The organism is Candidatus Eisenbacteria bacterium (genome assembly GCA_016867715.1).
Classification (GTDB): domain Bacteria; phylum Orphanbacterota; class Orphanbacteria; order Orphanbacterales; family Orphanbacteraceae; genus VGIW01.
On record VGIW01000007.1, the window covers coordinates 44,756 to 65,170 of the forward strand.

Genomic DNA, 20,415 nt, shown 5'->3' on the forward strand with positions numbered 1-20,415 from the left:
GCATCGCCTTCCGCCGATCAGCGAGATGGAGCGGGCCTGCCGCGAGCGCGACGCCTCCTACGACGGGATCTTCTTCCTCGCGGTGCGAACGACCGGCGTCTTCTGCCGCCCCTCCTGTCCGGCGCGGAGACCTCTTCCCCGCAATGTCGAGTACTTCCCGAGCGCTCGCGAGGCCTTGAAGGCCGGCTATCGGGCCTGCATGCGCTGCCGGCCGGCGGACGCCGACGTTCGACCCGAGTGGGTTCGGGCTCTCCTCGAGGAAATCGACCGCGCGCCGTCCGGTCGAATCACGGAGGAGGATCTTCACGAGCGCGGCATCGATCCCTCAACCGCGCGGAGATATTTTATGAAGCATTATGGGATGACGTTTCAAGCGTTTGCTCGATCGCGCCGAATGGGAGAGGCGCAGCGTGTCTTGCGGGGCGGAGGGGCCCTCGACGACGCGGTCTTCGAGTGCGGATACGAATCGCACAGCGGATTCCGGGACGCGTTCGCGCGCGTTTTCGGGAAGCCGCCGGGGAGGAGCCGTGCGTCGGAATGCGTCTCGCTCGGGTGGTTTCCGAGTCCTCTCGGGCCGCTCGTCGCCGGTTCCATCCCGAGCGGAATCTGCCTTCTTGAGTTCGCCGATCGTTTCCTCGCGGAACCGCGCCTCGCGTCCGCGCGGAGAGCGTTCCACATCCCCCTGGTCCCCCGCTCCACCGATCTCTTGAAGAGGCTGAGCGAAGAGGTTTCCGGATACTTCGCTCGGGAAGTGCGCCGCTTCACAGTACCGCTCGTCTGCTCGGGGACCCCGTTCCAACGGAGAGTCTGGGACGAGCTCCTCAAGATCCCATACGGCGAGACGCGCTCTTACGACGACCTTGCCCGCGCGATCGGCTCTCCGGCGGGGCGGCGCGCGGTGGGAAGCGCGAACGGTCGAAACCCGATCGCGATCGTGATCCCGTGCCACCGGGTGGTGAACAAGGACGGACGCCTCGGCGGGTACGGAGGCGGTCTCAGACGAAAGCAATATCTCCTCGATCTCGAGCGCGCGGGAACTCACCCAGCGAGGACGGCCTGATCGTCGGTCGACGGCGGACGCTCGCCGCCGCCACCCGCCGTGGTGGCGTTGGTGGACGGCGGGTCACTCCTTCGCGCCGCATGCGCGAAGGAGCTTCCTCGCCACCCCGTCGCTCTTCGCGACGGGGAGCTCCGGCTCGGTCGTGTCGGCGGCTGTCCGTTCGATGCTCGTTCTTGCCCGCCGCGGCGGCCTGGGGGAGGGAATAGGCTAGCCCCTGAGCGCGACGGTGAGCACCATGATCACGATGCCGATCAGCGCGCCGCCCGCGATCACTCCGGCGCAGATCGTCTCCTGGTTCGCCACGATGTTCACGTTCATCCACGACTTCGGGTTCGTGAAGCGCCGCGCGAGCAGCCAAAAGATGAACGCCCCGAGAAACATCAGCCATGAGTCGGAGAAGCGAAGCACGAACGCGAGCCCCATCCCGACTCCCGAGATCGGCCAGCGGTTCTTCGTCGTGATCTTCAGCACCTCGAAGAGAATCCCGAGCGTCGCGCCGATCACGACGGCGACGAGCGCGGTGACGTGCAGGATGCTGAAACCTCGCGTGAGCACCTCCGCGACCGCTTTCCAGATCATCGCCGCGATCATCGGGAGGCGGTCCGTGCCGAACACCTCGATGTTCCCGCGGAAGAGTGCGTAGTAGAAGATCGGCGTGCAGGCGAAGCCTCCCGCGATGATCCCGAGCACGTGGCCCATCGCCTGAAGACGCGGTTTTCCGCCGAGCATGTAGCCCGGCTTGATGTTCATGAGGAGGTTCGACGCATGCCCCGCGACCTCGCCGGTGATCCCGGCGGTGATGAGGTTCGTCGGCGCGTTCCCCGGCGCGAGGCCCGCGTACGTGAGCTGCGTGAGCTTGCCGAGCGCGCCCGTCGGCGTGATCGCAGTGAGGCCGGTCGCGTTGGCCGCGATCAGCGTGAACACGAACACGAGCGGGATCGCGACGACCCCGAGCCACCAGGAGATTTGGAAGAACGCGAGCCCCATCAGAACGATCACCGCCCCGATGACGGGAATCCCGATCGCGAAGACCTTCATAGGGAGCTCGATGTTTCGGAGAAGATCGGCCTCCGCCTCGGCGCTCTTCTTTCGCCCGATGTTCTTGAACGCGGCGAGGAGCATCTGGGGCTTCGAGAAGAAAGAGAAAAGCGAGGCGGTCGTCATCATCGCCACGCCTCCCCAGAGAGACCACATCGTGATCCCGCGGAACCCGGTCTCCGTGATGATCCCCTTCTGGACGAGGATCGGGGCGAGGATGAAGTAGTTCAGCACCGCCCCGATGATGAGCGAAACGCCGGTGCGGATCCCCATCAGCCCGCCCGCGCCGATCATGACGATCTCTGTGTCCCAGCGAATCGTGAGGTCGCGGAGCGGGGTTCCGAGAAGCTTCGGGGTCGTGAACGAGTAGACGAAGTCATCCCAATGCTGCCAGTAATTGTTCACCCATTCGCCGAAACGGCGCGCGCCGAGCGCGATCCAAAGCCCGCCGTCCCGGATGAAGTTGATCGCTCCGGAGATCCCCGCGAAGGCGAGAAGAAGCTTCTCCTGGGAGATCCCGTCGGTCGTTTCCTTGTGACTGTGCAAGGTGTCCATCACGACGCCGGCCGCGCGCCCTTCGGGAAACGGGAACTGCTCGTCGTTGATGAACCGCCGCTTGAGGGGGAAGGCGAAGAGCACGCCGAGTATCGCGAGCACGATCATCCAAGTGAGGGAGTGCCACATCGGGATCACCCGTCCGGTCACCATCATGTAGGCGGGAAGGCTCGCGATGAGCGGCGCGGTCATGTATCCGGCCGCGGTGGCGATCGACTGCATGATGTTGTTCTCGAGAACGTGGAACTCCTTCTGCCCCGAGATGCGCGAGATCGCGCGATGCAGAGCGAAGGCGAGGATGACCGCGGTGATCCCGACGCCGAGCGTCCATCCGGTGCGCACTCCGACATAGAGGTTGGTCAGCGAGAGAACGCCGCCGAGCAGCATTCCGGTGATCACCGCGCGCAACGTGAACTGCGGAACGTCCCCTTTATAGACCTCGCGGTGCCACCACTCGTCCTTCTGCTTCAGCGTCCATGTTCGGACTTGTTCTTCCGTCAGCTGCTTGATCGCCATGCGACTCCCCCGACGCGGCTCCGCGGAACCGCGCCATTCGGTCTCTCAAGCCGATTCACGCTCGATCGATCGCGAGCGCGGCTCCGGTCATTGTAACGGGAAGGCGTTGGAAGCGACAACGCGAATCCAGGCGGGTTCGGGCCTCTCGGACCGCTCGGCCCCGCGCGTTGACATCCTCGACCCCCAAAGGTAAGATGATGCGGCATAGTCACGGACCATGGGCCGGCCGACTCTTCCGGAGACCAGCAAATGCGGATCTTCATCGGGTGGTCGGGCGATTTGAGCCACAGAGTCGCCGTCCTTGTTAAGGAATGGCTCTCAGACGTTCTTCAGTCCGACAGACCTTTCGTTTCCTCCGAGGACATCAAGAAAGGCGCACGGTGGTCCTCCGAACTCGCCGCGGTTCTAAAGGAATGCTCGTTCGGCATCTTCTGCGTTGTTCCAAGCAACGCTCGGGCTCCTTGGATGAACTTCGAAGCAGGTGCGATCGTCGGGGCTATGCCGACCTCCCGCGTGAGCACGTTCCTTTTCGGGGTCGACCAGTCGGTCATTCAGGATACGCCCCTTTCTATGTTCCAATCGACGGTGTACGAGGAGACGGATCTTCTCCGGCTCGTCCGCTCGATCAATGATCTGCGAGTCGAGGACCGGATGGACGAAACGCGGCTAAAGAGGAACTTCGGCGCATTCTGGCCACGTCTCAAGTCCGAGCTCGATGAGCTGCTCCTCGATGCCGCACGGCAACCGTCCCGAGCGGATCCGGATCGACGATTCTCATCCGACGTCGAGAGGAGGCTAAGCGAGGCGACCGACGACTGGTGGAAGCATCACGACATCGCGATCGAAGATGCCCTCTTTCGCCACATCGCGGGCAACTTGGGGGACTTCGTGGTCGCCGACCGCCAGCTCGGCTTTCTTGCTGTAGTGGCCTCGTACAAAGGCGAGAAGATGAGGCAATTCACCGAGATCGCGAAAAACAACTCGGTCGTGATCCAAGCGCTGGTTGAGCACGTGGCCTTCCACGAGCACAAGCGGCCGGTTTGGCGTGCGGCCGCAATGCTCGAACGCTGCGATCCGGAGATGCTCGGCAAGAGACTCGCGGCGGCTCTCGCCGGACAAGTGGAGGGGGATGAGCGGCGGCATCTGCTCTCCTCAGTGATCCCCGAGCGCCGAACCTACGCCTACATCGAGGCACACATCGAGAGCGAGATCATTGAGGCCGAGAGGGAGAAGTCCAGGAAGACGCTCGCCGATTTGCGGCGGCAGCTGGGCGAACCACCGCGAGCCCCGGTGGAGTGATTCCGGGAGAGGCGGTATCCCAAGGCACGGCGACCCATGAACTCGAGGTGTGGAGCGCCGTGGAACTTCAACAAGAGCCACTTGCCGGATGGAGCGATTCGCGTCACGTGCAGGCCGGCGCGACGAGCCGCCGAAGCCAAAGGAAGAGAAGCACCGCGTGGGCGAGGAGAGCGGCGCCGACCGCTTGGTGCGCGGTCGTGATCGCGATGTCCGCCGCCGAAGGGGGCCCGGCTTCAGGCGAGAGGTTGACCGCGACGAGAGCGGTGAAACCGAGCACGATCTGGACGCCGAGAAGGGCGATGAAGAGGAGGCCGGTCCGGCGAAGGGCGGGCACGTCCGCATAGAGACCCCACGCACGCGCTCCGGAGACGGCGCCGAACACGAGAACGACGACCGCAAGACCGATATGAAGATGAAGGCCTCCCGCGAAATGCCTCTCTACGGCGCCCGTGGCGATTTGGACAACGAGAAGAAGAAGAAGCGGGACGGAGAGGCTTCGATCCGCCGCCGCCGAGCGCTTCGCGATCTGCGCGGAGCTCTCGATCCACCGCGCTGAGAGAAAGACCGCGAGCGCGACCGTCATGCCGAAGAAGAGCTGCGCCACGACGCCGTGAACGAGCGCGAGAAGAAGACTCGGCGCCATCTCTTCCGGTGACGTGCTCAAAGTCGGCCTCCCCGTGACGCGCATGCCGCCGAGGAAGCCCTGCGCGATCATGAGAACGAGCGCCCCCGCGGCGAACCCCTTGAGCCACGGACGGCGGTCGTGTCGAAAGACGCGAATCGCGAGGACGAGCGTCGCGAGGCCGACCAGCGTTCCGAGAAGCCGGTGGGCATGCTCGTAGTAGATGTCTTCCGACATCTTCGCGAGCGGATAGAGAAACATATTATACCCAAAGGAATTTGGCCAGTCGACGACCGCGAGACCGGCGCGCGCGCCCGTGACGATCCCTCCGGCGACGAGAAGGAGAAACGTGGCGGCGACGAGGATGATGGCGAGGGCGCCGGTCCAGTTGCGCGGCGGCGGCCTCTCCCGTGCGCGGCGCGAAGCCCCGCCGATCCCGCCGAGACAAGCGCCGAGGAGAAGAGACCCGACGATCCAGGCCGGGGCCGAGGGACCGAACCGGTTCGGCTCGGGCGACGCGATCACGCTCCCCAGGATGAGAAGGTTGATGAGCGAAGCAATGAGCCCGGTCTTCGCTCCGGCCTTTGCGCCGTCCCCCGTGAGGCGAGCCGCAAGGCGTCCGCCGGCGACGAGAAGAAGAAGGAGGACCGCAAGCGTGAGGGTGCCTGGCGCTTCGACCCCTGGGAATCGACAAACGTACGCGGCGGTCCACATCGCGACCGCCGTTCCGAAGCCGAGCGCCAGGGAAGAACCGGGACCGGGAATCTTCTCCGGATCGACGTTCATCGGCGCACCCCTTTCGAATCGGGCGGACCTCTCTCCGGGTGAAGTCTCTCAGGAGCGAGCTGGCGATGGGAAGGAAAAGTTGCCGGCGGCCGGTGGGCGACATAGTATCAGGAAGGCGCCCCGCGCGCGACCTCGCGCGAACCGCAGCGGATGCGAAGGAAGAACCTATCGTGCTTCGACTTCTTCTTGTCTATCTCGATCTCTCGAAGGCGCGCCTTTCGGCTCTCGTCGTGGCGACCGCCGCGGTTTCCTACATCGCCGCGCGCGGCGAGGAACCGATCGGCCTTCTTGGTCTTTCTTGGACCGCGATGGGGACCGCCCTCGCGGCGGGGGGCGCGAACGCCCTAAACCAGGTTCTCGAGGCGGACAGAGACGGCCTGATGGCGCGAACGAGCGGCCGTCCGTTCCCCGCGCGAAGAATCGGACGGCTTCACGGAGTTCTCTTCGGTCTCGCCGCCGCGATCGGAGGTCCGGTTCTCCTCGCCCTCTCGGTGAATCGTCTTGCTGCGTTGCTCGCGCTCGCGGCGGTCGCGCTCTACGTGCTCGCCTACACCCCGCTCAAGACCCGGAGCCCCGCGTGCACGCTCGTGGGGGCGGTCTCCGGCGCGGTGCCGCCCGTCATCGGATGGACGGCGGCGACGGGGCGGATCGACGCGGGCGGTCTTCTTCTCGGGGGGATTCTCTTTGCGTGGCAAGTTCCGCATTTCCTCTCTCTCGCGTGGATGCACCGAGAGGAGTACGCGCGCGCGGGCTTCCGCATGCTCCCCGTGCTCGATCGAACGGGCCGCGTCGTCTTCCGCATGATCGTTCTCTACAGCCTCGTGCTCATCCCCGCGGCGCTCGCGCTTGTTCTCGTCGGCGCGGCGGGACCCGTATACGCCGCGGGCTCGCTCCTTCTCGGCATCAGCTTCCTGTTCTTCGGGAAGCGATTCGTCGATCGGCGGACCGCCGGCGAGGCGAAGCGGCTCTTTCTCGCGAGCGTGGTCTACCTTCCGCTCCTCTTGGGGCTTCTCGCCCTCGATCGCGGTCCGGCCGGCAATCTCGTGCGGCCCGCGCGAGCGGAGACGGCGCTATCCGAGGACTCGTCCGATCGGTTCGGAATGGGCGAAGGTATGATCGGAGAGAGCGAGACATCCGCGAGCGCCTTCTGATCCTCGGCCGATGCGGGAAGAAAAGACAGGGAGCCGCGAACTGCTCCTTCGTCGTCGAATGCTCTCTCAATCTTCGACGTAGCCGAGCGATCGAAGCTCCTCGATCAGGCCGGAGTCCGCGAACTCCTCCACGGTCTCGGCGGAGCCTTGAAGAAGGCTCGCTCTCTTCTCCTGAAGGGACAGAATGCGCTCGATTGAATCGGCGAGCGCGCGCACGATTTCCGGATGGTTTTCGTGAACGCTCCCAAGCTCGTGCGGATCCGACCGAAGATCGTACAGCTCTTCATGAAATTCGCCAATCCTCCTCTCGACCCGGACGTACTTCCATCCGTTGGACGTCAGCGCCTTTCTGCGCTCGAGGCCTAGAAAACGCCGACCGCTCTCCTGGCTCAATACCGCACGGGGCCGCCAGCCGCGGGCAAGCACGTCCCGTCCGCTCGCCTGCTGACGAAAGCCCGCGAACGCATCCGATTCGACGAGCCCAAGAAGGGTCGGGAGCGCGTCCACCGAAGAAACCAGTTCCGCTATTCTCCGGGCGTCCAACCCGGGCGCGCGGATCATCATCGGGGTTCGCACCTGCTCCTCCCAAGTCGTTCCGTGGGCCAGCCATTCGTGCTGGCCAAGTCCCTCTCCGTGATCGCCGATCAACAGAACCACGGTCTCATTCCAATCGGGCCGCGAACGGAGACGGTCCAGCAATCGTCCAAGCGCATGATCCATAAAACGAATCTCGCCGTCATACGAATTGATCGACGCCCGGACGTCTTCCACCGGCTCAGAGAGGCTGATAACCAAGCTGTCCGGGATGCCTCGCTCTCTCATGTGGCGCTCGAGCGCCTCATCGAACAAGTACATCGACCGGAAAGGCTCAGGAGCGAGGTAGAGCCTGTGAGGGTCGAAGTAGTGGACCCAGATGAAAAAGGGACTCGCGGAGAGGGTGTCGATCCACGCGAGGACGGAGTCCGTTGTTTCGTCCGCGCCTCGCCGAATCTCCTCGGGTTCGTTGAACGTCTCGAATCCGGCGGCGATTCCGGTCGCTCTCTTGACCGGCGCGGCGCTGACGAAGGCGGCAGTACGATAGCCGGCGTCCTTGCAAGCTTCTGCGAACGATTGAAGCTGACCCGTGGATTGGAAGCGCCTGTTTCCACTTGAGAGGTTCGCCAAGATCCCGTGCTCGATTGGATAAGTCGAGGTCAAGATGGAGACGTGACTCGGCAGGGTTGTGGCCATCGGGACGATGCAGCGCTCGAAGACCGCCGATTCCGCCGCAAGCGCATCGATGGCCGGGGACGTATCTCGGAAATAGCCGTAGCACCCGAGATGATCCGCGCGCGCGGTGTCGAGGGTGATCAGCACGAAGTTCGGCCAGTCGAGTCGTGTCCCCTTCGAGCATCCGGAGGTCGCAATTGCAGCGGCGATCACAGCGGTGACTATCCGAAGAATCCGTGATCTCCACCGGGGGGCGTGCCGCGCGTTCGATCGTGAATTGCCCGCCATGGGTCGAAGATATCGCCGCAAGAGAATCGGGTCAAGTGGAGGTCGCGAGAGGACGTCCCGCTACGCGTTCCCGATGAGCAGGACAGCGAAGAGCACGATCCACGCGGCGTCGAGGAAATGCCAGTACAGCGCGCAGGATTCGATCCCACCGGGCTCGGAGGCGGAGGACGGGCCGCGATAAGCTCTCGCCGCGACGATCGCGAGGGCGATGAGTCCTCCAAGCACGTGAGCTGCGTGCAATCCGGTCAACATATAAAACGTAAAGCCGAAAAGAGCGCTCGGCGCGGTCTTTTCGATGGGACCGAGCGCGTTCCAGTTTCGGACTTGGATCACGAGGAAGAGGATGCCGAGGGCGAAGGCGACAACGAGCGCGCGCCGCGCCGCGGTCTTCTTGCCCGCCCGGGTGCTCGTCTTCGCGAAGTGTACCGCTCCCCCTGCGAGAAGGAGGACGAGCGTGGCAAGCCAAAGACCCGCCGGAAGAGAAGGGGCGCCGGCGGGAGGCCACTCCGGTGCGCGGAGCCTCACGACGAGATAGCCGGCGATGCTCGCCGCGAAGAGAACCGAGAGCGAGAGGAGAAAGAGGAACATTCCGAGACGCCGGTCGCTCCCCGCCCGGGCGCCCGCCCCGCCCGCGCCGATCGTTTCGGAAGGGGGGTGGTTCACGGCCGCACCGCGGGAGCGTAGCCCGGAATCAGCTCGTGCTGGTAGTGCGCGGTGTCGAGAAGTGCGAGCCCAACGAAGAGAACGACGAAGAGGAGCGATCCGACAAGCGCGATCGCGTGAAAGGGCTGATCGTAGCGGAGGTGCATGAAGTAGAGGCCGACGAGAGTCGCCTTCACGAACGCGATGCCGAGCGCGATCCAGAGGTTGAGCGATCCGAGTTCGACGCGGACCGCCCCGACGGTCGCGAGGCTGAGAAGAACGAGCGCGAACCAGACGGCAAGGAGGACGCGGAGCGGAACGATGTGCCCCAATGATTCCGCCTCCCGGCTTTCGTGCTCTCTCTCGCTTCGGATTTCGCTCATTGTGCTTCTCCTGCACGTCTTCCGTTCGCTCTCTAGTGAATCAAGTAGAGAAGCGGGAAGAGAAAGATCCAAATCAGGTCGACGAGGTGCCAATACAATCCCGCCCGATCGACCGGCTCGAAGTTCGAAGGACCGTACGCGCCGCCGCGCGCCCGAACGAACACCCACCCGATCACCAAGAGCCCCGCGATCACGTGAAGACCGTGGAGGCCGGTCATCGCGAAGTAGACGCCGAAGAAGAGATGGACGTTGCGCGGCTCCTTCGCGCTCGCGTGCGCCGCGCGTTCCTCGTCGGTGGAGGAGGCGAGCCCGGGCGGACCGATCGCCGCCGGCGGGATGTTCGTCCGATCCCCGGGCGGCGTCTCCCGGGGGATCTCCGGCGCGGAAGAATGTTCCTGCGCCGTCTCCGGGTGATGCGGCCGGTACTGCTCTCCCCACAGGAGCCCGTGCTTCCACTTGTGCTCGTACTCGACGATCTTCACGCCGAGGAACGCGCCTCCGCCGAGAAGAGTGAGCGCGAGAAGAAGCGTAAGGAGACGCCTGTTGCCGAGCTGTGCGGAGCGGACCGCCCAAGCCATCGTGAGGCTGCTCGTGATGAGGATGAGCGTGTTGAGCGCGCCGAGCCGGGCATCGAGAAAGCGATGCGCGTAAACGAAAACCTCGGGATGGTTCCCTCGATAGACCGCGTAGGCCGCGAAGAGACCGCCGAAGAGAAGAACCTCCGTGGCGAGGAAGATCCACATTCCCAGCTTGCCGGACTCGTAGGCCTGGCGCGGCGTCGCGAAATGATGCGGGATCTCGCGCGCGGCGCTCTGTTCGGACCGTCTCAACTCATGCCCCCTCGCGCGCGGTTCTCGGCACATAGCCCCCGATCGACTCGTCGTAGACAAGATGCTCGAGATCGTACGGGTCGCCCGCCTCGGGGGGTTCGGCAAAGTTGTCGTGGGGAGGCGGGGACGCGCACATCCACTCAAGCGTCGCGCTCCCCCACGGATTCGCCGGAGCCTTCCGCCCGCGGAAGAGGGAGTGAATCAGGTTCCCCGCGAGCACGACGAAGGCGACCGCGAGCACGTACGCGCCGATCGTCGAGAGGACGTGGTAAGGCTGGAAGCGGTCCAGGTAGTTGTAGTACCTGCGCGGCATGCCTTGGCTCCCCATGACGAACTGGGAGAAGAACGTCAGGTTGAACCCGACGAAGACGAGGAACGCCGCGAGCCTCCCCGCCTTTTCGCTGTACATTCTCCCGAACATCTTCGGCCACCAATAGTGCATCGCCCCGAGGAACGCGATCAGAACGCCCCCCATCATCGTGTAGTGGAAGTGGGCGACGACGAAATAGGTGTCGTGGAGATGCACGTCGGTCGCGAGAGCCCCGAGGAAGAGGCCCGTGAGACCGCCGATTCCGAAAAGGAGCAAAAAGCTCAGCGCATAAAGCATCGGGGTGTCGAGCCGGATCGATCCCTTGTACATCGTCGCGAGCCAGTTGAACACCTTGATCGCCGAGGGGATCGCCACGCTGAAGGTGAGCGCGCTGAAGATCATGTTGCCGAGATCGGATTGTCCGCTCGTGAACATGTGGTGTCCCCAGACGAGAAAGCTCAGGACCGCGATCGCGACGCTCGAGTAGGCGATCGCCTTGTAGCCGAAGATGTGCTTGCGGCTGAAGACGGAGATCAGCTCGCTCATCACCCCCATCGCCGGGAGAATCATGATGTAGACGGCGGGGTGCGAGTAGAACCAGAAGAAGTGCTGATAGAGGACGGGATCGCCGCCGAGCGCCGGGTCGAAGATCCCGATGCCGAGAAGACGCTCGACGATGAGAAGAAGAAGCGTGATCCCGAGAACGGGCGTGGCGAGGACTTGGATGATCGCCGTCGAGTAGAGCGCCCACAGAAAGAGAGGAAGACGATTCCACGACATTCCGGGGGGGCGCATGCGGTGGATCGTCACGATGAAGTTGATGCCGGTGAAGATCGAGCTGAAGCCGAGAATGAACGCGCCGAGCGTCATCGAGACGACGCTCGTGTGGGTCGTCGTGCTGTACGGGGTGTAGAAGGTCCAGCCGGTGTCGACCGCCCCGAGGAGGATCGACACGACCGAGAAGATCGCGCCGACGACATAGAGATGGTAGCTGAGGAGGTTGAGGCGCGGGAAGGCGACGTCCTTCGCTCCGAGCATCACGGGAAGGACGAAGTTGCCGAACGCCGCGGGGATCCCCGGAATGATGAAGAGGAAGATCATCACCGCGCCGTGCAGGGTGAAGACCTGGTTGTACGTGTCGGCGTCCATGATCGTCCGGCCCGGGGTGAGAAGCTCGGTCCGGATGAGCATGGCGAAAAAACCGCCGAGAATGAGGAAGAAGAAGATCGAGGCGAGGTACATCACGCCGATCCGCTTGTGGTCGAGCGTGAAAAACCACGACCGGAATCCGCGCCCGTGGGAAAGGTAGTTATCCGCGACGGCGGTGGAACCGTTCATGAGAACCTCTTACTCCTTGAGTGTTTTCAGGTACTCGATCATCGCCGTGATCTCCTGGTCCTTCAGGCGGCCCTTGTATGTCGGCATGACCGGTTCGTAACCGGCCACGATCTCGCTCTGCGGGTCGAGTATCGCGCGACGGATGTAGTTCTCTTCGACCGTGTACCTTCGCCCGTCCTTGAAAACGCCCTCGCGCCCGTAGATTCCGAGGAAGGTCGGGCCGATGTTCGACTTCCCATCGATCGAGTGGCACTGCTTGCATCCGCGGGTCGTCATGAGCTTGGCGCCGGCGTCCGCGGGGGCCATCCGCTCGAGGAAGTTCGAGGCGTCCTGGAGCCATTTCTCGAACTCGCCGGGAGGATGCACGATCACGCGCGCGATCATGTCGGAGTGGCTCGTGCCGCAGTACTCGGCGCAGAAGACGTCGTATTCGCCCGGCTCGGTCGCTTCAAACCAGAGGTTGGTGTATCGGCCCGGCACGGCGTCTTTCTTCACGCGGAAGGCGGGGACGAAGAAGCTGTGAATCACGTCCTCGGACGTGAGGACGAGCCGGACCGGCACGTCGAGCGGCACGTGGAGGTTGTCGTCGACATGTCCGTTCGGGTAGGTGAAGAGCCACTTCCATTTCTGTCCGACGACGTTCACCTCGTACGTGTTCGCCGGAGGAGTCGCGAGGTTCATGTAGCCCGTGAAGCCGAGGTAGAAGATGATGAAGACGAGGATGAGAGGAATGACGGTCCACATGAGCTCGAGACCGGTGTGATGCGTGGCGGTCTTCTCCGCCTCCACGCCCCGCCCCCGGTGGTAACGGATGATGAAGAAGAGCATGAGCGCGACGATGAGCAGAAAGAAAAAGATGCTCACGTAAAGGATAAAGTCGAAGACGCGGTCGACCGCGGGCGCCGCCGTCGAGGCGGGCGCGGGCATCCAGAACGAGCCCTCTCCGAATCGGATCAGCGAAATGGGCATCTTCCCCATCGCTCCTTCTTCCGCTCCTCAGGCCCTCGGCCTTCGCCCGGCGTCGCGCCGCCAGAGCGCGGCGAGCGTGATCCCGAGGACGACCACCGCGAGCGCGCCTCCCGCCCGCATGATGTTCAGGGCCGCGGGGGCATATCGCCCGCGAGCCGCGTCGTAGTGATAACAATAGAGGAGAATCCGATCGAGAGGGGATCCGATCTTCCCTTCGGAAGCCTCGAGGAGGGAGAGCCGCAGGGTCTGCGAGTCGAAGAGGACCCCGTAGAGGTAGCGCGAGAGCCGCCCGTCCGGCGTGCAGACGATGATCACCGCCGCGTGGATGTACTCGCCGCGCTCCTCGTCGTACGCGTATCGAAATCCAGCCGCGTCCGTGAGCGCCCGGATCTCTTCTTCTTCGCCGACGAGGAAGTGCCAGCCTTTGGCGGCCCCCGCTCGTCCGTACTCCTCGATCGTGTTCTCTTTCTTGAGGCGCGCGAGGGTCGACGTCTCGCTCGGATCGATGCTGACCGTGACGATTTCGAACTCTTTACCCGGCGTCCAATCGATACTCTTCAGCGCTTCGAGGATCCCGTTGAGGACGAGACCGCAGAGCATCGGGCATGTGTAGTACCCGAGGTTGAGGAGAACCGGCCGTTCGCCGAAGAAATCGCCGAGCCGCGCCGCCTCGCCGCTTTCGTCGGTGAAGAGAAGATCGAGCGGGAGTTTCTCGTTCGGGCGCTCCATGATCCCCACGTTCTCGAGGTCTTTCGGGAGCGGTTCGGCGCGTCCCCCGGAATCGACGGCTGCGCCCGTCGTTTCGGAGAACCCCGGGACCGCCGGAACGAGAGACAGCACGATGAGAAGCGCGACGATCCGCATCACGGTCGATCACCTCCTTCCTCGCCGCGTCGCTTCCCGCTCTCCTCGCCGCGGGAAGAGGCCGCCGCCTCGCGCGCGACGAGCTCCATCGCACGCTCGATCGGAATCGAAACGACTCCCGATTCGCGGTCGATCCAACGATAGCTATTCAGCGCCTCGAGCTGCTCCGCTCGGACTCTCGAAAGCTCCTCGGGCGCCTCGGAGTATGTCTTCCTCTCGACTTCCGCCCTTTCCGCTCGATAGAAGAGAGCCTGGAGCCAAACGATCGCCGCGAAGACGAGCACCGCGCCGACGACACCGACGACCGCGATCCGATAGGCGCTCGGATCTTCGGAGAGGTTCACTCGCTTCTCGTCATGCGTTTTCAAAGGCGATCGACTCCTGTAGCCTGGGGTCCTTTTCCGGAACGAGCGAGCGGGTCCGGAAGCACCGTCCCGCCGCCGCCACCGAGAGCCCGGCCATTCCGAGAAACACGGTGAAGTAGAGCGGATGTGGTGGAAGCGCCGGACCCCCCGAGTCGGGAACGGCGAGATAGTAGTGATCGATCGCGTGCATCGCGAGAAGCCAGAGGGCGGCCTGCACGAGCATCGTCTTCCGTCTCTTCGGAACGCGCGAGAGGAGCGCGAGGAACGGGACGAAGAAGTGTCCGATGACGAGCGCGAGGCTCACCCAAGCCCACGTTCCCGACTGCCGCTTGAGATACCACCCGGTCTCCTCCGGGATGTCCGCGTACCAGATCAGCATGTATTGCGAGAAGGCGATGTAGGCCCAGAAGACGGTGAACGCGAAGAGGAGCTTGCCGAGATCGTGATAGTGCTCGGCCGTGATCATGCGTTGCATGCGGCCCGCTCGCTGCGTGACGCAAGCGGCGACGACGAGGAGAGCGAAGAAGCCGAGAACGCCCCCCGCGAAGAAGTAGATCCCGTAGATCGTGCTGTACCAGTGCGGATCGCGGGACATGAGGAGGTCGAATGCGGCGAACGTCGTCGTGAAGGCGAAGAGGACCATCGCGGGAGCGCTTGCGCGTTCCATGCGGAGCGTGAGACCGACGTCTCCGCTCCGGTCCTGCTCGACCGAGCGGTTCAGGAACCAGCGGGCCGTGAGGCACCAGACCGCGAAATAGACCGCCCATCGAACCCAGAAGAACGGGACGTTGAGATAGGCCGACTTCGCGCGGACGAGCGGGTCGTGCGCCGCGACCTCTGCGTCGGCCCACGGATAGAGCGAGCGAAGGCCGAAGAGGAAGAGCGGAACGGAGAGGATCGCGAGAAGCCCCATGTTCGCAGCGATTCCCTCGGCGAGGCGCCGGAGGACCACGCTCCACCCGGAGCGGGTGAGATGCTGGAGAAGAACGAAGAAGAGCGCGCCGAGGGAAAGGCTGAGGAAATAGGCGAACCCGACGAGGTAGGCGCGCCAGAAGTGCGGCCCCGCTCCCTCGACGAGAAGCCCGGCGAGCGCGCTCCCCGCGAGAAGGAGCGCGCCGATTCCCCCCGCGATGCGGATGGAAGCGCCGGCCAGCGTCTCGAGAAACATCCGGTCTCGAAAGATGCTACTTGGAAGCTTCATGTCCGTTCTTTCTCATCGGATCTTCGGCAGGATGTCCGCGGGAACATCCTCCGGCGAAGCGCTTCGGCTCCTCTGGAGCGCGCGCAAGTAGGCCACGATCGCCCAGCGATCCTCGGGCGTGATCTGGCCGGCGTAGCCCGGCATGCTCCGAATCCCGTGCGAGATCGTATGATAGAGGTGCCCCGCGGGCCGCTCCCGGATGAGATCCGTGTGGAACGACGGGGGCGGCGTCCACGTTCCTTCCTCGAAGCTCTCGGCGCGCACGGAGACGATCCCCGCACCGCCGCCGTCCAGGCCGTGGCAGGGGGAACAGTAGATGTCGTACCGCTCGCGGCCGCGCTTCAAGAGGGTCTCCGTCACCGGGAGGGGAATCGAGCGCGTCCACTCCTCTCCCTCTTTCCCGTGGGCGAACGGGTCGTCGTCGTCGAGGCGGCCGCGCGCCACCGTCCCCGGAACCTCGGGACGCATCGCGCGCCCGTCCGCGAAGAGAGGGTTCGCCTGCTGCGCCTTGAACTTCGGCTGCTGATCCATGTCCGGGATGATCTGGCGACGGGGCTCGCTCTTCCGCGCCGCTCGATTCTTCGTCGCCACGGCGAACGGAATGAGAGAGAGGGAGACGAGAAGCGCCGCGATCGCGAGAAATCCTCTCGGCATCTCTACTCCTCCACCTCTTCCACCGCCGCGCCGCGGAGCGATTCGAGAAGCGCCCGGGTCGCGCGCGGGTCGAACTTCGGATCGCGCGCCTCGATGGAGATGAAGAACCGGTCGTTCGTCGCCCGGAGGAAGCGGCGGCTCTTGAAGAGTGAATGATACCAGAGCGGAAGATTGTTGAACGCGAGCATCCCGACGAAGGCGGCCGCCGCCGCGAAAAGGACCATCACCTCGAAGAGAACCGGAATGTTCGCTGGGAGGGCGAAGAAGGGTTTTCCGCTAAGGATGAGCGAGTAGTCGACCGTGTTCGTCCACCACTGGAGTCCGAGCCCGGCGAAGACGCCGAAGACGCCGGCCGCGAAAACGAGATAGGAAAGCTTCGTGTGCCGAATCCCCATCGCGTCGTCGAGGCCGTGCACCGGGAACGGCGTGTGCGCGTCCCACTTGGTGTAGCCGGCGTCGCGCACCTTCTCCGCTCCCTCGATGAGCGCATCCACGTCCGCGAACTCCGCGAGAAGCCCGAAGAGCGGCGCGCCGTCCGCGGTCGTCCACTTGCCGTTCATCGATTCGTCTCCGGGCCGCCGAACTGCCGTTCGTGTTGGCGCGGGATGTCCCCGTGGTAATCGCCCTGCCCGTGGTGCACGTCCCGGTCGAGCTTCGCCTCGGGCATCACGCTCTTCACCTCGGCGATCGCGACGATCGGCAAGAACCTCAGGAAGAGCAGGAAGAGCGTGAAGAAGAGCCCGAAGCTCCCGAGAAGCGTGCAGAGATCGACCCAGGTCGGCGTGAAGTGCCCCCAGCTCGAAGGAAGGAAATCGCGGCTTAAGGACGTCACGATGATCACGTAGCGCTCGAACCACATCCCGATGTTCACACCGATCGCGACGAGGAGAATCGCGGGGATCGAGCGCCGGAACCGTTTGAACCAGAAGAGCTGCGGCAGGATCACGTTGCAGGAGACCATCGTCCAGAACGCCCACGCGTACGGGCCCAGCGCGCGGTTCATGAATGTGAACCGCTCGAGGCTGTTCCCGCTGTACCACGCGATGAAGATCTCGATGAGGTAGGCGTAGCCGACCATCGAGCCGGTCGCCAACACGATCTTCGTCATGTTCTCAAGGTGCCGCATCGTGATGAGGTTCTTGAGCCCGAACCACTCGCGCGACGGAACGATGAGAAGAAGGACCATGGCGAACCCGCCGAAGATCGCGCCCGCGACGAAGTAGGGGGGGAAGATCGTTGTGTGCCAACCCGGAACTTGCGACACGGCGAAGTCGAAGCTCACCACCGAGTGGACGCTGAGGACGAGAGGCGTCGCGAGCGCGGCGAGGAGAAGATACGCGCGTTCGTAGCGGTGCCACTGGCGGTTCGAACCCCTCCAGCCGAGGCTGAACAACCCGTAGAAGAAGCGGCGAATGCGCGTGCGGGCGCGGTCGCGGAGCGTCGCGAGATCGGGGATCATCCCCATGTACCAGAAGAGGAGCGAGACGATCATGTAGGTGCTCACCGCGAAAACATCCCAGAGAAGCGGGCTCCTGAAGTTCGGCCACATGCTCAGGTTGTTCGGGATCGGGAACATCCAGTACTCGACCCACGCGCGCCCGACGTGGATCGCGGGAAAGAGACCGGCGCATAGGACCGCGAAGATCGTCATCGCTTCCGCGAAGCGGTTGATGCTCGTCCGCCACTTCTGCCGAAAGAGAAAGAGGATCGCCGAGATCAGCGTTCCCGCGTGTCCGATCCCCACCCAGAAGACGAAGTTGGTGATGTCGAACCCCCACCCGACCGGCACGTTGATTCCCCAAACGCCGGTTCCCTCGATGAGGAGATATCCGATCATCGCGAAGAGGAGCCCGGCGAGCATCGCGGAGATGCCGAACGCGACGTACCACGCGCGCGGAGGGCGCGGCTTCTCGACGATCGCGCAGACCGTCTCGGTGACCGAGGCGAGGGTCTCTCCTCCCGCGACGAGAGGCTCGCCGCGGATCCGCTCATCGAGAGCGGGGACCGCTTCAGCCGTGGATCGGCTCATGCCCTTCCTTCTCTCTCTTCGCGAGGCGCTCGTTCCGGTTCCGGACGCGAGCGAGATACGCGGTCCTCGGCCGAACGTTCAGCTCGGCGAGCATGCCGTACGCGCGCGCCTCGCCGTGCAGCTTCGCGACGCGGCTCTCCGGATCGTTCAGATCGCCGAAGACGATCGCGCGCGCCGGACAGCTCGCGGCGCACGCCGGCACGATCTCCCCGTCCCGAAGAGGGCGGTTCTCGTTCTTGGCGACGATTCGCGCCGCCTCGATTCTCTGCACGCAGAAGGTGCACTTCTCCATGACGCCCCGGCTCCGAACGGTGACCTCCGGGTTCATCGCCATCTTCTCGACCGGCTCCAGATTCTTTCGATAGTTGAAGAAATTGAAGCGCCGTACTTTGTACGGACAGTTGTTCGAGCAGTAACGCGTCCCGATGCAGCGGTTGTACACCATCGCGTTGAGCCCCTCGCTTGTGTGTACCGTGGCCGCGACCGGGCAAACCTGCTCGCAAGGGGCGTTCTCGCAGTGAACGCACGCGACCGGCTGGTGGACGATCTCCGGGGAGTCCGGATCGCCCCGGAAGGATCGGTCGATTCGGATCCAGTGCATCTCGCGCTGGTTTCTCACTTGCTTCTTTCCGACGACCGGAATGTTGTTCTCCGCTTGGCACGCGACGACGCATGCGTTGCAGCCGGTGCAGGCATCGAGATCGATCGCCATCCCCCATCGATGTCCGTCGTACGAATGGGGAGGGAAGAGGGAGACGAGCGGCGGATGATGCGCCTCGTCGGCGTGCATCGCCTTTGCGGGATTCCGGAGGTACTCGTCCGCCTCGACCTCGCGGACGAGAGAGCCGACCCGCCGTTCCCGCTCGCGCGTCGCGCGCGGGTCGATCAGATGATGCTCCTCGGTCGCGGCGAGCGGATACCGGCGGCCGGTCCTCTCGATCGCGGCGCCGAAGGCGAAGTAGGGCGCGCCGCTCGCGCGAAGCGGATAGACATCGAACCCGTCGCCATTTCCGACGCGTCCCGCGCGCGTTCGTCCGTATCCGAGAGGAAGCGCGATCGTTCCCGCCGCGACTCCCGGAAGCACGTACGCCGCGATCTCGATCGCGCGGCCGTTGATGGAGAGACGAACGACATCCTCCGTTTCGACGCCGAGCGCCCTCGCCGTCGAGGGACCGACGAGCGCGGCGTTGTCCCACGTGAGCTTCGTCATCGGGTCCGGCGTCTCTTGAAGCCACGCGTTGTTCGCGAAGCGCCCGTCGTGGACGCTCGCGTCGCGAAGGAAGACGGCCTCGAGACCGTTCTCCCCGGCGTGATCCTTGATGTGCGAAATTTGCTCGAGAGAATCGGCGGTCGGACCCGCCTGGAACGAAACATCGACCTTCGGGCGCGCGCTCCCTCCGAGCACGCCGTCGTGAAGAAGGCGCCTCCACGACTTCTCGAAGTCGGCCTCGCCGGAAACGAAAGCCCCGAACACTTCGCGAGCGAGATCGTGGCCGCTTGCAGCGGCTCTTCCATCGAGAAAGACCGCGAGAAGCTCCGCGTCGGTCCTTCCTCCGTAGAGCGGCTCGATGAGGGGCTGCCGCGCGAGAAGGGTCCCGTCGTGCGCCCGTGAGAGGTCCCACGATTCGAGAAAGTGCGCGCGGGGGATCTGCCACTCCGCGAGGAGGGAGGTCTCGTTTCGATGGGACGAGAGATGAACCGCGTGCGGGACGCGGGCGAGGAGATCGGCGAAGCCGAGATCGGCCGGAGCGTCGTACGCCGGGTTTCCGCCGAGAACGACGAGCGTTTCCACGCGCCCCGCTTCGAGTTCCTTCGCGAGCGAACGGATCGCATCGAAATGATTCGGGCGCTCCGGGTCCGGATCGGCGGTGTAGGCGACGGTTCTCCCGATGTTCCCGAGAAGATCGTTCATGAGGTGCGCCGCCGCGTGCGCGGCGGGCGGCTGGCGATATCCGGCGGCGATCGCCGATCGACCGCGGTTCGCGGCGAGATCCTCGGCGAGCGCCTTCGCGAACGCGCGCGCCGGGGGATCGGACGCCTCGCGCGCGCGAAGGATCTCGCGAAGTCGATCCGGCGCCTCGAGTTCGTGCGCGAAGACGAGCTCGTGGAGGACCGCGAGCGCGAAGGGAGCGATCGCCCGGGGCGGAAGGGAGAGCCGATGGTCCGCCTTCGCTCCGGTCGTGCAGGGGACGCTCTCCACGACATAGAGCCGGTTCGTCCGGCCTTCCTCGATGCGGCGCGCGGCGGCGAGCTCGCGCGCGTGGAGGAGCGCTGCCGGGTCGTCGTCGAGGAGGTCGGCGTCGAGC

Annotated in this window: 18 protein-coding genes; 3 read left to right on the top strand and 15 right to left on the bottom strand. The window is 64.5% G+C overall.

From position 1 onward, the window contains the following. Nucleotides 1–25: 25 nt before the first annotated feature. Entirely contained in the window at nucleotides 26–1,060 is a 1,035-nt protein-coding gene (locus FJY73_02775) for a bifunctional transcriptional activator/DNA repair protein Ada (protein ID MBM3319581.1), read from the top strand. 207 nt (nucleotides 1,061–1,267) lie between these two features. Here the strand turns inward: FJY73_02775 and FJY73_02780 are convergent, their stop codons facing one another. Next, complete coding sequence (locus FJY73_02780; GenBank protein ID MBM3319582.1) at nucleotides 1,268–3,169, bottom strand: OPT/YSL family transporter; 1,902 nt, start codon at nucleotides 3,167–3,169, stop codon at nucleotides 1,268–1,270. Between the two features lie 249 nt (nucleotides 3,170–3,418). On the opposite strand from FJY73_02780, the gene FJY73_02785 reads away from it, so the two are divergent. After that, a complete protein-coding gene (locus tag FJY73_02785; protein ID MBM3319583.1) occupies nucleotides 3,419–4,468 on the top strand; it encodes a toll/interleukin-1 receptor domain-containing protein in 1,050 nt (349 codons plus the stop codon). A gap of 103 nt (nucleotides 4,469–4,571) precedes the next feature. Here the strand turns inward: FJY73_02785 and FJY73_02790 are convergent, their stop codons facing one another. Continuing rightward, the gene (locus tag FJY73_02790; GenBank protein MBM3319584.1) at nucleotides 4,572–5,876 is read right to left on the bottom strand and encodes a COX15/CtaA family protein; all 1,305 of its coding nucleotides are present in this window, start codon (nucleotides 5,874–5,876) and stop codon (nucleotides 4,572–4,574) included. A gap of 170 nt (nucleotides 5,877–6,046) precedes the next feature. Here FJY73_02790 and cyoE point away from each other — a divergent pair, with 170 nt between their 5' ends. Then, a complete protein-coding gene (gene cyoE, locus FJY73_02795) occupies nucleotides 6,047–7,027 on the top strand; it encodes a protoheme IX farnesyltransferase (protein MBM3319585.1) in 981 nt (326 codons plus the stop codon). A gap of 66 nt (nucleotides 7,028–7,093) precedes the next feature. Here the strand turns inward: cyoE and FJY73_02800 are convergent, their stop codons facing one another. The 13 genes from FJY73_02800 to FJY73_02860 form a co-directional block, all read right to left on the bottom strand. After that, complete coding sequence (locus FJY73_02800) at nucleotides 7,094–8,449, bottom strand: sulfatase (GenBank protein ID MBM3319586.1); 1,356 nt, start codon at nucleotides 8,447–8,449, stop codon at nucleotides 7,094–7,096. Nucleotides 8,450–8,584: 135 nt separating this feature from the next. Beyond that, entirely contained in the window at nucleotides 8,585–9,187 is a 603-nt protein-coding gene (locus tag FJY73_02805; protein MBM3319587.1) for a heme-copper oxidase subunit III, read from the bottom strand. After that, the gene (locus FJY73_02810; GenBank protein MBM3319588.1) at nucleotides 9,184–9,549 is read right to left on the bottom strand and encodes a cytochrome C oxidase subunit IV family protein; all 366 of its coding nucleotides are present in this window, start codon (nucleotides 9,547–9,549) and stop codon (nucleotides 9,184–9,186) included. Before FJY73_02810 ends, FJY73_02805 begins: the two co-directional genes overlap by 4 nt. Nucleotides 9,550–9,581: 32 nt before the next feature. Further along, entirely contained in the window at nucleotides 9,582–10,379 is a 798-nt protein-coding gene (locus FJY73_02815) for a cytochrome c oxidase subunit 3 family protein (GenBank protein MBM3319589.1), read from the bottom strand. Between the two features lies 1 nt (nucleotide 10,380). After that, the gene (gene ctaD, locus FJY73_02820) at nucleotides 10,381–12,027 is read right to left on the bottom strand and encodes a cytochrome c oxidase subunit I (GenBank protein MBM3319590.1); all 1,647 of its coding nucleotides are present in this window, start codon (nucleotides 12,025–12,027) and stop codon (nucleotides 10,381–10,383) included. Nucleotides 12,028–12,036: 9 nt separating this feature from the next. Next, nucleotides 12,037–13,005: a cytochrome c oxidase subunit II gene (gene coxB / locus FJY73_02825; GenBank protein ID MBM3319591.1), complete on the bottom strand. Its 969-nt coding sequence runs from the start codon at nucleotides 13,003–13,005 to the stop codon at nucleotides 12,037–12,039. Nucleotides 13,006–13,023: 18 nt separating this feature from the next. Then, a complete protein-coding gene (locus FJY73_02830; protein ID MBM3319592.1) occupies nucleotides 13,024–13,863 on the bottom strand; it encodes an SCO family protein in 840 nt (279 codons plus the stop codon). Continuing rightward, nucleotides 13,860–14,204 (bottom strand): hypothetical protein, encoded by a 345-nt coding sequence (locus FJY73_02835; GenBank protein MBM3319593.1) that lies wholly within the window; start codon nucleotides 14,202–14,204, stop codon nucleotides 13,860–13,862. The genes FJY73_02830 and FJY73_02835 overlap by 4 nt, the downstream gene beginning before the upstream one ends. A 10-nt stretch (nucleotides 14,205–14,214) precedes the next feature. Then, nucleotides 14,215–15,426: a quinol:cytochrome C oxidoreductase gene (locus tag FJY73_02840; GenBank protein MBM3319594.1), complete on the bottom strand. Its 1,212-nt coding sequence runs from the start codon at nucleotides 15,424–15,426 to the stop codon at nucleotides 14,215–14,217. Between the two features lie 12 nt (nucleotides 15,427–15,438). Continuing rightward, entirely contained in the window at nucleotides 15,439–16,080 is a 642-nt protein-coding gene (locus tag FJY73_02845) for a cytochrome c (protein ID MBM3319595.1), read from the bottom strand. A gap of 2 nt (nucleotides 16,081–16,082) precedes the next feature. After that, entirely contained in the window at nucleotides 16,083–16,640 is a 558-nt protein-coding gene (locus tag FJY73_02850) for a DUF3341 domain-containing protein (GenBank protein ID MBM3319596.1), read from the bottom strand. Beyond that, complete coding sequence (gene nrfD, locus FJY73_02855; GenBank protein ID MBM3319597.1) at nucleotides 16,637–18,109, bottom strand: polysulfide reductase NrfD; 1,473 nt, start codon at nucleotides 18,107–18,109, stop codon at nucleotides 16,637–16,639. The genes FJY73_02850 and nrfD overlap by 4 nt, the downstream gene beginning before the upstream one ends. Beyond that, a partial coding sequence (locus FJY73_02860) for a 4Fe-4S dicluster domain-containing protein (GenBank protein MBM3319598.1) occupies nucleotides 18,090–20,415 on the bottom strand: 2,326 nt, incomplete at its 5' end. The genes FJY73_02860 and nrfD, both read right to left, overlap by 20 nt.

Excerpts from the sequence above, each read along its gene's own strand:
- FJY73_02775 (MBM3319581.1), top strand. The coding sequence starts at position 26 with ATGGAGCGGGCCTGCCGCGAGCGCGACGCCTCCTACGACGGGATCTTC.
- FJY73_02780 (MBM3319582.1), bottom strand. The coding sequence starts at position 3,169 with ATGGCGATCAAGCAGCTGACGGAAGAACAAGTCCGAACATGGACGCTG.
- FJY73_02785 (MBM3319583.1), top strand. The coding sequence starts at position 3,419 with ATGCGGATCTTCATCGGGTGGTCGGGCGATTTGAGCCACAGAGTCGCC.
- FJY73_02790 (MBM3319584.1), bottom strand. The coding sequence starts at position 5,876 with ATGAACGTCGATCCGGAGAAGATTCCCGGTCCCGGTTCTTCCCTGGCG.
- FJY73_02810 (MBM3319588.1), bottom strand. The coding sequence starts at position 9,549 with ATGAGCGAAATCCGAAGCGAGAGAGAGCACGAAAGCCGGGAGGCGGAA.
- ctaD (MBM3319590.1), bottom strand. The coding sequence starts at position 12,027 with ATGAACGGTTCCACCGCCGTCGCGGATAACTACCTTTCCCACGGGCGC.
- coxB (MBM3319591.1), bottom strand. The coding sequence starts at position 13,005 with ATGGGGAAGATGCCCATTTCGCTGATCCGATTCGGAGAGGGCTCGTTC.
- FJY73_02840 (MBM3319594.1), bottom strand. The coding sequence starts at position 15,426 with ATGAAGCTTCCAAGTAGCATCTTTCGAGACCGGATGTTTCTCGAGACG.
- FJY73_02845 (MBM3319595.1), bottom strand. The coding sequence starts at position 16,080 with ATGCCGAGAGGATTTCTCGCGATCGCGGCGCTTCTCGTCTCCCTCTCT.
- FJY73_02850 (MBM3319596.1), bottom strand. The coding sequence starts at position 16,640 with ATGAACGGCAAGTGGACGACCGCGGACGGCGCGCCGCTCTTCGGGCTT.
- nrfD (MBM3319597.1), bottom strand. The coding sequence starts at position 18,109 with ATGAGCCGATCCACGGCTGAAGCGGTCCCCGCTCTCGATGAGCGGATC.